Source organism: Roseibium sp. AS2 (genome assembly GCF_038900065.1).
Lineage (GTDB): Bacteria > Pseudomonadota > Alphaproteobacteria > Rhizobiales > Stappiaceae > Roseibium.
Window position 1 is genome coordinate 56383 of record NZ_JBBMQN010000012.1, and the last position, 11749, is coordinate 68131.

At 58.5% G+C, this 11749-nt stretch carries 10 protein-coding genes and 2 tRNA genes; all 12 read left to right on the forward strand.

Features of this window, described 5'->3' with window-relative positions; genetic code table 11:
- The first annotated feature begins 179 nt into the window (after positions 1-179).
- The 12 genes from WNZ15_RS25410 (at position 180) to WNZ15_RS25465 (ending at position 11749) form a co-directional block, all read left to right on the forward strand.
- The gene (locus WNZ15_RS25410; RefSeq protein WP_342895849.1) at positions 180-815 is read left to right on the forward strand and encodes an ATP-dependent Clp protease proteolytic subunit; all 636 of its coding nucleotides are present in this window, start codon (positions 180-182) and stop codon (positions 813-815) included.
- A gap of 236 nt (positions 816-1051) precedes the next feature.
- Positions 1052-2317, forward strand: coding sequence for an ATP-dependent Clp protease ATP-binding subunit ClpX (gene clpX, locus WNZ15_RS25415; protein WP_342895850.1), 1266 nt, complete (start codon positions 1052-1054; stop codon positions 2315-2317).
- Between the two features lie 338 nt (positions 2318-2655).
- Positions 2656-5100 (forward strand): endopeptidase La, encoded by a 2445-nt coding sequence (gene lon, locus WNZ15_RS25420; protein ID WP_342895851.1) that lies wholly within the window; start codon positions 2656-2658, stop codon positions 5098-5100.
- 187 nt (positions 5101-5287) lie between these two features.
- Positions 5288-5563: an HU family DNA-binding protein gene (locus WNZ15_RS25425; RefSeq protein WP_342895859.1), complete on the forward strand. Its 276-nt coding sequence runs from the start codon at positions 5288-5290 to the stop codon at positions 5561-5563.
- A gap of 165 nt (positions 5564-5728) precedes the next feature.
- Positions 5729-6385, forward strand: a complete 657-nt coding sequence (locus tag WNZ15_RS25430; RefSeq protein WP_342895852.1) for a hypothetical protein — start codon at positions 5729-5731, stop codon at positions 6383-6385.
- Positions 6386-6530: 145 nt separating this feature from the next.
- Positions 6531-6606, forward strand: a tRNA-Val gene (locus WNZ15_RS25435).
- Between the two features lie 270 nt (positions 6607-6876).
- The gene (locus WNZ15_RS25440) at positions 6877-8073 is read left to right on the forward strand and encodes a helix-turn-helix domain-containing protein (RefSeq protein WP_342895853.1); all 1197 of its coding nucleotides are present in this window, start codon (positions 6877-6879) and stop codon (positions 8071-8073) included.
- Positions 8074-8231: 158 nt separating this feature from the next.
- Positions 8232-9452 (forward strand): DUF1566 domain-containing protein, encoded by a 1221-nt coding sequence (locus WNZ15_RS25445; RefSeq protein WP_342895854.1) that lies wholly within the window; start codon positions 8232-8234, stop codon positions 9450-9452.
- A 74-nt stretch (positions 9453-9526) separates the two neighbouring features.
- Positions 9527-10057, forward strand: coding sequence for a ricin-type beta-trefoil lectin domain protein (locus tag WNZ15_RS25450; protein ID WP_342895855.1), 531 nt, complete (start codon positions 9527-9529; stop codon positions 10055-10057).
- Positions 10058-10206: 149 nt separating this feature from the next.
- Positions 10207-10713, forward strand: coding sequence for a hypothetical protein (locus WNZ15_RS25455; RefSeq protein WP_342895856.1), 507 nt, complete (start codon positions 10207-10209; stop codon positions 10711-10713).
- A gap of 45 nt (positions 10714-10758) precedes the next feature.
- Entirely contained in the window at positions 10759-11157 is a 399-nt protein-coding gene (locus WNZ15_RS25460) for a hypothetical protein (protein WP_342895857.1), read from the forward strand.
- A 515-nt stretch (positions 11158-11672) separates the two neighbouring features.
- Positions 11673-11749 (forward strand) — tRNA-Asp (locus WNZ15_RS25465).

The following is an 11749-nucleotide window of genomic DNA, read 5'->3' on the forward strand; positions in this document are numbered from 1 at the left end:
ATGCGGCGCCGGATTTAACCTTGCTTTCACGCCGCACCTGTCATGACTTTGCGTTGAGGGCGACATCCCATATATACGGGGTGTCGCTTTTTTCGAGTCAGGCCCTGAAACGATGCGCTTCTCGGTCTGTGTCCTGCCCGCGATTCATCCGGGCATTCTCTCAAGCATATGGATGAGGCATGAAGGATCCTGTCGATATCTACATGAACACGCTCGTACCGATGGTTGTCGAACAGACAAACCGTGGCGAGCGGGCGTTCGATATCTTCTCGCGCCTGCTGAAGGAGCGCATCATCTTCCTGACCGGTCCGGTCGAAGATCACATGGCCACCCTTGTCAGCGCCCAGCTTCTTTACCTGGAAGCGGAGAACCCGAGCAAGGAAATCGCCATCTACATCAATTCCCCGGGTGGACTCGTGACTTCCGGGCTTGCGATCTATGATACGATGCAGTTCATCCGTCCCGCCGTGTCGACGCTGTGCATCGGCCAGGCGGCGTCCATGGGCTCGCTGCTGCTGGCAGCGGGCGAAAAGGACATGCGTTTCATTCTGCCGAATGCACGCGTGATGGTGCACCAGCCGTCCGGCGGTTTCCGTGGCCAGGCAGCCGACATCATGCTGCATGCACAGGAAATCCTGGCCATGAAGCGCCGGCTGAATGACATCTACGTGAAGCATACCGGCCAGAGCCTGGACCAGGTGGAAACCGCGCTGGAACGCGACAATTTCATGACTGCCGAAAGGGCGAAGGAATTCGGCATTGTCGACAAGGTAATCACCGACCGGCTGACGCTTGGCGGTGACAGCGAGAGCTGACCGGAATTACCCGGTCTTAAGCATGGATGTGAAAATTCACGATTAAGACCGGAAATTCCCCAGGAGATGCCGGGTTTTCATCTTTGCCTTAAACCTATATTGATTTTTAATGGCGAAGCATGATGACATCATATTGTGAAGCGATATCTGGAGTCGCTTCAGAACCGGTTCCGCCATCGTTTGGCCGCAACCGGACAGATAAGGGGAAACACTCCCCATAACGCGAGGTTGAATACATGACCAAGGCCAGCGGCAGCGATTCAAAGAATACGCTCTACTGTTCCTTCTGCGGCAAGAGCCAGCATGAAGTGCGCAAGCTGATCGCCGGCCCGACTGTTTTCATCTGCGATGAATGTGTCGAGCTGTGCATGGATATCATCCGTGAGGAGAACAAGTCCTCGCTGGTGAAGTCGCGGGACGGAATTCCGACCCCTCAGGAAATTCGCGACGTTCTGGACGATTACGTGATCGGGCAGGGCAGTGCCAAGAAGGTGCTCTCCGTCGCGGTCCACAATCACTACAAGCGCCTCAATCACGCATCGAAGAGCAACGATGTGGAACTGGCAAAGTCGAACATCCTGCTGGTCGGACCGACCGGTTGCGGCAAGACGCTTCTGGCGCAGACCCTTGCCCGCATCCTGGACGTTCCCTTCACGATGGCCGACGCAACCACGCTGACCGAAGCCGGTTACGTGGGCGAAGATGTCGAGAACATCATCCTGAAGCTGCTGCAGTCCGCCGACTACAATGTCGAGCGTGCCCAACGCGGCATCGTCTACATCGATGAAGTCGACAAGATCAGCCGCAAGGCGGACAATCCGTCGATCACCCGGGACGTGTCCGGTGAAGGTGTGCAGCAGGCGCTCCTGAAGATCATGGAAGGCACGGTGGCTTCCGTTCCGCCGCAGGGCGGCCGCAAGCATCCGCAGCAGGAATTCCTGCAGGTGGACACCACCAACATCCTGTTCATCTGCGGCGGCGCGTTCGCCGGACTGGACAAGATCATTTCCGATCGCGGCACCCAGACGTCCATCGGGTTCCAGGCGCAGGTTCACGCCCCGGAAGACCGGCGGATCGGTGAGCTGTTTTCCGTTCTGGAACCGGAAGACCTGCTGAAGTTCGGTCTCATTCCGGAGTTCGTCGGCCGGTTGCCGGTGATCGCGACGCTGGAAGATCTCGACGAGGATGCCCTGGTGACCATCCTGACGGAGCCGAAAAACGCGCTCGTCAAGCAGTACCAGCGGCTGTTCGAGATGGAACAGGTGGAACTGTCCTTCCACGAGGAAGCCCTCAAGGCGATTGCCCGCAGGGCGATCGAGCGCAAGACCGGCGCACGCGGGCTGCGTTCCATTCTGGAATCAATTCTGCTCGACACCATGTACGAACTCCCCGGCCTGAAGGGCGTGAAGGAAGTCGTCATTTCTCCCGAAGTGGTGAAAGGCGAAGCCCGGCCGCTCTATATCTACGAGGATCGGGAAGAGACGTCCGCCACAAGTGCCTGATGCGCCGGGCGGGATGAGTTGAACTGAACAAAGATCAAGTGCCGCTTCTCCGGGAGCGGCATTTTGCTTTTGAGGTGTTCGCGCTGTTCGAAACACGTTTTCCACCGGAGGCGCTGTTCGTCAACAGACAAGACCTGGCGTCGTAACCCGATTGCCTTGACACCGGCAGGTCAGGTGTCCACCTAATAGGTCAACGGACGGCTTGCGCGGATCGTCAGTGCGCCCGATCGGGGTGCTGCGGTCAGGCCACCGGGACATGTCAGTCCAGGAGCCGTATTCAAGTGTTTTGGTTGCCTTTTTATCGAGTGGGGCCGAAACACGCCGAGAAAGGAAAAAAAATGAGCGACGCAGAAACTCGCGCCACAGATCACGACAGCACGTCTCAGGACGGCACGGCTGTCTATCCAGTCTTGCCCCTGCGTGACATTGTTGTCTTCCCGCACATGATTGTGCCGCTGTTTGTCGGCCGCGAGAAGTCGATCAAGGCGCTCGAAGAAGTCATGACCACGGACAAGCACATTCTTCTGGCGACCCAGATGAATGCGGCGGATGACGACCCGAATCCGGACCAGATCTACAATGTCGGCACCCTGGCAACCGTGCTGCAGCTGCTGAAGCTGCCGGACAACACGGTCAAGGTGCTGGTTGAAGGCGGTGCGCGTGCCGAGATCGGCGAATATTCCGACCGGACCGATTATTTCGAGGCCTCCGCGACCGTGCTGCCGGAGCGCGAGGGCGAGGACATCGAGGTCGAAGCGCTGGCGCGGTCCGTCGTCTCCGAATTCGAGAACTACGTGAAGCTGAACAAGAAGGTTTCACCGGAAGTGCTCGGCGCGGTCAACCAGATCGACGATTATTCCAAGCTGGCCGACACCATCGCCTCGCATCTGGCGATCAAGATCCCGGAAAAGCAGGAGATCCTCGGCGTCGTCTCCGTCGCGGAACGGCTCGAGCGTGTGCTTGGCATGATGGAGAGCGAAATCTCCGTCCTGCAGGTGGAAAAACGCATCCGGTCCCGCGTCAAGCGCCAGATGGAGAAGACCCAGCGCGAGTACTATCTGAATGAGCAGATGAAGGCCATTCAGAAGGAACTGGGCGACAGCGAGGACGGCCGGGACGAGGTGGCCGAACTCGAAGAAAAGATCAAGAAGACCAAGCTGACCAAGGAAGCGCGCGAGCGCGCCGCTGCGGAAATCAAGAAGCTCAAGCAGATGAGCCCGATGTCCGCGGAAGCGACCGTCGTGCGCAACTACCTGGACTGGCTGATCGGTATTCCGTGGAGCAAGAAGTCCAAGGTCAAACACGACCTCAGCTTTGCCGAAAAGGTGCTCGACACGGATCACTACGGTCTGGATAAGGTCAAGGAGCGGATCGTCGAATATCTCGCGGTGCAGAGCCGGGCCAACAAGCTGCGCGGACCGATCCTGTGTCTCGTCGGTCCTCCCGGTGTCGGCAAGACCTCGCTCGGCAAGTCGATCGCCAAGGCGACCGGCCGTGAATTTGTCCGCATGTCGCTCGGCGGCGTGCGCGATGAAGCCGAAATCCGCGGTCACCGGCGCACCTACATCGGCTCGATGCCCGGCAAGGTCATCCAGTCGATGAAGAAGGCGAAGAAGTCCAACCCGCTCTTCCTGCTCGATGAAATCGACAAGATGGGCATGGACTTCCGCGGCGACCCGTCCTCGGCACTTCTGGAAGTGCTCGATCCGGAACAGAACTCGTCGTTCATGGATCACTACCTGGAGGTCGAGTACGATCTTTCGGACGTCATGTTCGTGACCACGGCGAACACGCTGAACATTCCGGGTCCGCTGATGGACCGCATGGAGATCATCCGGATCGCCGGCTACACGGAGCAGGAGAAGGTGGAAATCTGCCGCCGGCACCTGATCCTGAAGGCGGAAAAGGATCATGGCCTGCGCGAAGGCGAGTTCTCCATCGATGATGACGCGTTGCAGTTCGTGGTTCGCCGCTACACCCGCGAAGCCGGTGTGCGTAACCTCGAACGCGAAATGGCGACCCTGGCCCGTAAGGCGGTCAAGGATATCCTGATGAACGACAAGAAAAGCGTCAGGGTCACGATGGAGGTTGTCGAGGAGTATCTCGGCGTGCCGCGCTATCGGTACGGCGAAGTGGAACTCGAGGATCAGGTCGGTGTCGTCACCGGTCTTGCCTGGACGGAAGTCGGTGGTGAACTGCTCACCATCGAGGGCGTGATGATGCCGGGCAAGGGCAAGATGACCGTGACCGGCAACCTGAAGGACGTGATGAAGGAATCGATTTCGGCGGCGGCCTCCTATGTCCGCTCCCGGGCGATCGCCTACGGCATTGAACCGCCGACCTTCGACAAGAAGGATATTCACGTTCACGTTCCGGAAGGGGCGACGCCGAAGGACGGTCCGTCCGCCGGTATCGCCATGGCAACGGCGGTGATCTCGACCCTGACCAGCATTCCGGTTCGCCGGGACGTGGCCATGACCGGCGAGATCACCCTGCGGGGCCGGATCCTGCCGATCGGCGGTCTGAAGGAGAAACTTCTGGCAGCGCTGCGTGGCGGCATCAAGCTGGTGATGATCCCGGAAGACAACGCCAAGGACCTGGCGGAGATCCCGGATTCGGTCAAGAACTCGCTTGAGATCATCCCGGTCTCGAGCATGGAGGAGGTGCTGAAAAACGCGCTTGTCCGTTTGCCCGAGCCGATCGAATGGGATGAAACTGCCGCGGAAGCGGCAACCAAGGCGAGTGGAAAAGAAGACGACACGTCGGGTGTTCTGGCCCACTAATAGCCTTGCTGCATCGCAAAAACAGGAAAGCCCCGGCAAAACCGGGGCTTTTCTTTTGAAAAACCGGTCGAAATGGCTGTTTTCTGCGAAAAAAAGCCTTGCGTTTCGAGTCAAATCACCCGAATTTCGCGCAACGGCGCTGACAGGAATCGTCGGCACTCTGCCGTTTCTTAGAAAGGTATCTGCTATGAATAAGAACGATCTGATCGCAGCTGTTGCAGAAAAGACCGGCCTCACCAAGGCGCAGGCAGGCGAAGCAGTTGACGCAACTTTTGAAGTTGTCACGCACACGCTGAAGAGCGGCGACGAAGTCCGCATCATCGGATTCGGCAACTTCACGGTTTCCGAGCGTGCAGCCACTGAAGGCCGCAACCCGCGGACTGGCGATACGATCCAGATCCCGGCTTCTAAGACGCCGAAGTTCAAGGCCGGCAAAGGCCTGAAAGACGCTGTGAACGCCTAAGGCGCTCATAGGCGATTTTCTTCGAAAGACCCCGCATCCGGAGCCGGATGCGGGGTCTTTCATTTTTCGGCAGTCAATTCCCCGTCCGGGGCTGCCATGGCGGCGGTTTCGCCGCTATGATGGGCGTCAGGGCGCCCTCCTGGCGCCGCGGAACGGGAACCGGGCATGTCGCTGCAAGCCATGATCAGCCGCCGCCAGCAGGCGCTATTTGAGGCCTGGGTCCGCGATCCTCTTGTCCAGGTCCAGGTCGAGCATCCCGAAAGACTCGGCCGCCTGGTGTTTCTCGACGGATACGACGACACGATCACGCCCGAACGGGCCGGACGCCGCAGCCTGAAGAATGTCGCGATCGTGCGCAAACCCGGAAATCCGGACGAGAATGCCAGCGTTTGGGTGCGGGCAGGGTATTCCTCCTACCAGAAAGCCTGGCTCGGATTTGCCGAACAGGTCTACGGTATCAAGGCGACGGCCTCGGATCTGGCCGGTTACAACATCGACCACCTCCTCAACAAGGCACGCAGTCCGAACAAGGCGGGGTTCATCCGGGTCGAAGCCATCAACGATGCCGTCAACCAGGCCTGGGGCGGCCTGTTCGAGCGTGCGGCCAGCAACCCCGAGTTCAGCGCCAACCAGAAGCGTTTCCGGCGGACGATGTCCTGGATCATCGCCGCAAAGCTCATGGACCAGCCACCGCCCAGGGGGCCGGACGACCAGCAGGGTATCGCCCGCCTGGTGCAGTTCTTCAACCGGAACGGTCTTGCCGCAGACAATCCGCAGCGTGGCCTCACGGACATGCTGCAATTCGCCTACCGGTTCCGCTGACCGGGATCGCCCTGCGGAAGCCGGCAGGCCCTGCGGCCGGCCGCAATGTCCACTGGACGGGTCAGCTGTGTGATATTCAGCGGTCTTCGGTTTTTGCTCTTGCCAAGCGCCGGGGGACACCCTAAAAGGCGTCTCACCTCAATGAGGGCGATTAGCTCAGTTGGTAGAGCGCTTCGTTTACACCGAAGATGTCGGGAGTTCGAGTCTCTCATCGCCCACCATTCCCCTTGAAAACAAAGTCTTGGTTCGATGTTCCGGTCGGTGGGCCAGTCGAGGGAGACATGGGCTTGCGCAAGCCAAGCTGATTGCTCAGGCCGCGTTCAGGCCGTTTCTACCTGCGCAGACCTTGCCGCGTGAATTCCGTCATTTTTTCGGTAATCTGTCCGCCGATCACAATCACCGTCATCGAACATGGCCAGCTTTGCAGGCGGACGATCCGAGTGTTAGACACTCCGCTGGTGAAACGTGCCAGAGGACAGTCTCGGCTCAGGATGGAAACCCTACTATTTTCAGCAGTGGTGCAAGCACTCTTTACCACCGTGTTTCTGATATCAAAACCCAAATGCACATTGAGCGATGGCATACTGGCCGTCTGGATGGTCTTTATTGCACTGCCCATGATCAGCGGAGTGGCAGCGAGTCTGTGGCCTGAGTTGCGCATTCCTGTCTTACAGGCTGATCTCATCTATCCGCTGACTTTCGGGCCGTTCATGTGGCTGTACGTTCGCGCTGTTGCCGGGGATATCGACAAACTCACGAAGCGAGATCTGCTCCACTTTCTGCCCTTTGGTGTGGTCAGCGCCGCACAGCTCGCGACGGGTTTGGCACCGTCGCCGCCCCACCCGGAGCATATGGTCTTCGATACCAGCACGCGGCTTGTGGGGGCTTTCAATCTTGCTTTGATGCTTTCATATTCCGTCCTCGTGGTGCGGAGGTTGTGGCAGCACGGCCGGGACGTGAACCAACATTTTTCCAGTTTGCCCTCTCATGTCACTCTCAAATGGCTTTTCTGGTTGATTGCCGCCTTTTTTGCGGTGTCACTTGTGCTGTTTCTGGCATCGCTACTGTCTCTTCCCTTCTTGTTGCAGGTGCATTTGCCGGCGCAGTTTGCAATCATTCTGGGGTTGAGTTTCTTCGGCCTCAGGCAGGATCAGGTGTTTGGCCAGCACGATGGCCGACGCGCCGAAGAAGATGAACAGCCTCGACAGGGGATCGCCGCACCTGACTTGCAAAAGCCGAAGCGGGAAACTGTGGAGCCAGTCGGCGACAGTGTTCAGCGGGATGACGCCAAGAAACGCTACAGCCGGTCCGGACTGACCGAGGAACGTGCCGAACGGATCCTGCTGAAGCTCGAAACCTGTATGAAACAAGAGCGACCCTATCTGTCTGCCGAGCTGACCATCGCGGATCTGGCAAAGCGCATGGCGGTTCCCCGCCATCATCTGACAGAGGTCATCTCCACCCGGCGCAACAAAAGCTTTTACATCCTGGTGAATGAATACCGGATCGAAGCGATCAAACAGGCGATGCGGAAGCGGGAGAACTCGGGCGTGACGCTTCTTCAACTTGCCTATGCGAACGGGTTCAATTCCAAATCCTCCTTCAACTCGGCTTTCAAACAGCTGACGGGCAGGACGCCATCGCAATACCGCCGCAAGCTCGCGCGACCCGGCGACCTCGGCATCTGATGGCCTGAAACGGGTAACCGTTATTTCTGCTTGAACCAGAGGCGAACGGGCAGGGGCCTGCGGTCTGAAACGTACGAACTTAGCGGCGCGGACGACTTCTGCGGCAGGTAAGGCCATTTGGGCTGGCATATGCAACGACCCCGAAAGGACGTTTTTTCGTGGCCCCCAATCCGAACAATTTTGTTTGCGCGGCCGTTTCTGCCGTTCTGCTCATTTTTTCCTGGCATGCGGCTGCGGCGGAGGAACTGACCTACCCGCTTGTCGACACCATGCAGGAGACCTGTTTCGACCTGTCAGGTGACGAGATCACGTGTCGGGCGGAAGGCGAAGCGCTTTACGGGCAAGACCGCCAGCACGCCCGGACCGCGGCAGCCTACAGTGACACAGGCGATGGGTCGGTACTGGACAACAACACCGGTTTGCTGTGGCAGAAAACACCGAAATTTGCCCGGCTGCAATATGCCGAGGCATTGGCATATTGCGAGGCGCTGGAGATTGCGGGTCGCAGCGATTGGCGCGTGCCTTCGATCAAGGAACTTTATTCGCTGGCGGATTTTCGCGGCGAGCTGTTGAAACCCGAGGAAGGCACTCCGACGCCTTATATCGACACCGCCGTGTTCGACTTTGAGTATCCGCAGGGCTTGCCTTTCGCCGGGCAGTACTGGAGCAGCACGCTCTATGTCAAAGGCCCGGTAATGAACGAACGCAATCAGGGGGCTTTTGGCTTCAACTTCGCCGATGGGCACATCAAGGCCTATGGTACCGGTCTGGATTTCTACACCGGTGGCGAAGCGATCAGCAGCGGTCTGCCCAATGGCCCTGCCGACGGCAAGGCGCCGGGCAATTATGTCCGCTGTGTCAGCGGCGAGGAAGACGTTTACGGTGTGAACAGCTTTGAAGACAACGGCAACGGCACGGTCACCGACGCGGCCACGGGGCGCATGTGGCAACAGGCCGAAGATGCCACCCGCCGCGAATGGGCCGATGCGCTCGCCTATTGCGAGGCGCTTGAGCTTGGCGGCCATGATGACTGGTATCTGCCCAACACAAAGGAACTTCAGAGCATCGTTGACTACCGTCGCACGGGGTTTCCGGCGATTGATGAGACGATCTTTACACTGACCAAGGATGCTGAAAGCCTCGACTTCTGGACCAGCACTACCTTCGGCGACTTCAAGAACTACGCCAATGTGATCGCCTTCGGAAAAGCGCTCAGCAAGGCGGGAGAGCAGATCGAATACACCGATTGGCACGGCGCGGGCGCACAACGGGCCTCAATCAAGACACTCATTGGTCAGAACATGACCGAAGAGACCACATGCTCCGTCAACGCCTGCGACTACAACCGCTCTGACAACCTCGTGCGCTGCGTACGTTGAGCCTTTCCAAGACTTTCTGCGGCCCCAAACGGGGGACTGAAACGCAAACCAGACCTGATCAAATGGAGAAACTCATGATGAAACATATGCTCTGCGCCGCCATCGCGGCCACCTTCCTGTCCGCTGTCGCCGCCCAGGCCGACGAAGTGGAGATCTATCTGACCGACAAACACGACAACATTCAAAACGGCTATTGCCTCGACATCGGGGGCGCAAAAGGCTGGGACGCCAAGCCTGAAAGCGGTCTGCAGGGCCATACCTGCTACAGCCCGCTGGGCGCGCTTGGAGTCGATCAGATCTTTGACGCGGACAAGTTCGCCGATGGCACTCTCTACATGCCGAAATTCGAAGTCTGCGCGGAGTATTCATCCGTCGAAGCCGGAACAAAGATCGATCTGGCCACTTGTGACAGCAGCGCGGCTCAGTCCTTCGTGTTCTCCGGCGAAGGGGTGATCACGCCTGCTTCGGCAACCGACATGTGTCTGACGCTGGCCGAAGACACAAGGTTCGGCCGCAGCAAGGAAAACCAGATCAAGAATCTGTCGCTGGAGACCTGTGAAGACAGCCTGTCATCGTATCAGACGTGGGCCATTCGCAGCGAATAGGCCGACCTGACCCTACCCATGGCCCGGACATGCAGATTTTCGCATTGTCCGGGCCATGGTCATGCTGGCGGCGTGGTGCGGCCCGTCACGGTCATTGCGCACCGGATTTGCGCGTTCACTTGCAGCAAAACCTTCGAAGGATTCAATCCATGAAACTCACGTGTCTGACCCTGGTGGTCGCAACAACCCTGGGTGCTGCGCCTGTTCTTGCGCAAGAAGTCCATTTCTCGACCGGTCCGGCGAAGACTGTGATTGCGGGCCTGATCGACTGCGGGCAGGGATCGCGCCCCAGCGCCGTCGGCGAGATCGTTTCGGATGACGGTACGCTTCGCACCGTTCCTGCCGCCACGCAGTATCAGACCGCGCCCCATGCACCGGATCTTTACAATGCCTGTGCCGGTGTCGAACCCGATACGCTCGGCGATGTGAACCTGGATGCGATCGAAACCTTTGATACAGGCGGATCAGAAGCCTTCACAGCCTATGTCTTTGGCGACAACTATTTCGAGCTTTACGTGAATGGCAGGTTGATTGCTGTCGATTCCGTGCCCTTTACCCCCTTCAACGCCAGTGTCGTGAAATTCACGGCGGACCGCCCGCTGACCATTGCCGTCATGGGGGTCGATTGGGAGGAAAACCTCGCGCTCGGCTCCTAAGCGGGACGCGGATCCAGATATTATCCGGGCGATGCGGGGATCGTGATGCAGTTGCAGGATGCGAATGGACAGACCATCGCAATCACGGACACGGACTGGCGGGCTCAGACATTCTACATAAGTCCCTTGCAGGACCGGGGATGTCTGGTGGCAGAAGGACAGATCCGCGACAGTTCCGACTGCAGCACGGCCTCGGCGCAGGATGGCAGCACCTTTTCGGCGGCCTACTGGGATCTGCCCTCCAACTGGATGGCGTCGGATTTCGATGACAGTGCCTGGCCGAATGCGGTGGCCTATACCAATGACACCGTCGGGGTGGACAACAAACCGGCCTACACCAACTTCACCGAGCTTTTTGACGCAGAAGAGGCAGATGCCTCCTTCATCTGGAGCTCAAACCTGGTGCTCGACAATCTCGTACTGCTGCGCAAGACGCTTGAATAGAGCTGACCTGGCCTCAGATGCGGGGTCCAAGAAGGCTGTTCATTCGCATTGAAGGTCTGAAAGGGGTTGGCGACCGAAGACAATCAGCTTCAAGCCTGACGGAACGAACAACCCGTATCACAATGCCTGCACGTGTTTTGCAGTCGAGAGTGGATCGTATCAGCGATACCGAAAGGTGGAGAAGGCACCTGATGTTGCCTCTGCACGCGAAGCTGCTTTTGGCGACATGGGCCGGGAAGGGCAGCGGCTGTTTGCATGGCCGCTTCTCGGCCAGCGCAGCGGATGACCGGCGCGCATGTGTTGTCGCCTGCTTCGCGAAAAACGCAGCGAGCCGTCTTCTTGCAACAGATCCGTGGAGTTATCCACATCGCAGGCGGCTTAGGGAAAAACCCGAGGGTCGGGTTTTCCGCAGCTTTCGTAAAAACGATACAATAGTGGGCGCAGAGTGCTTGACTTCGCCATCCAGCCGCCGTACATCAGCGCCACTTCGGAACGGACACATGTTCGTTCCGCAAGCGGGTGTAGCTCAGTTGGTTAGAGTGCCGGCCTGTCACGCCGGAGGTCGCGGGTTCGAGTCCCGTCACTCGCGCCA

Bases quoted from the DNA above. Each gene is read 5' to 3' on its own strand.
- WNZ15_RS25410 (WP_342895849.1), top strand. From the start codon at position 180: ATGAAGGATCCTGTCGATATCTACATGAACACGCTCGTACCGATGGTT.
- clpX (WP_342895850.1), top strand. From the start codon at position 1,052: ATGACCAAGGCCAGCGGCAGCGATTCAAAGAATACGCTCTACTGTTCC.
- lon (WP_342895851.1), top strand. From the start codon at position 2,656: ATGAGCGACGCAGAAACTCGCGCCACAGATCACGACAGCACGTCTCAG.
- WNZ15_RS25425 (WP_342895859.1), top strand. From the start codon at position 5,288: ATGAATAAGAACGATCTGATCGCAGCTGTTGCAGAAAAGACCGGCCTC.
- WNZ15_RS25430 (WP_342895852.1), top strand. From the start codon at position 5,729: ATGTCGCTGCAAGCCATGATCAGCCGCCGCCAGCAGGCGCTATTTGAG.
- WNZ15_RS25440 (WP_342895853.1), top strand. From the start codon at position 6,877: ATGGAAACCCTACTATTTTCAGCAGTGGTGCAAGCACTCTTTACCACC.
- WNZ15_RS25450 (WP_342895855.1), top strand. From the start codon at position 9,527: ATGATGAAACATATGCTCTGCGCCGCCATCGCGGCCACCTTCCTGTCC.
- WNZ15_RS25455 (WP_342895856.1), top strand. From the start codon at position 10,207: ATGAAACTCACGTGTCTGACCCTGGTGGTCGCAACAACCCTGGGTGCT.
- WNZ15_RS25460 (WP_342895857.1), top strand. From the start codon at position 10,759: ATGCAGTTGCAGGATGCGAATGGACAGACCATCGCAATCACGGACACG.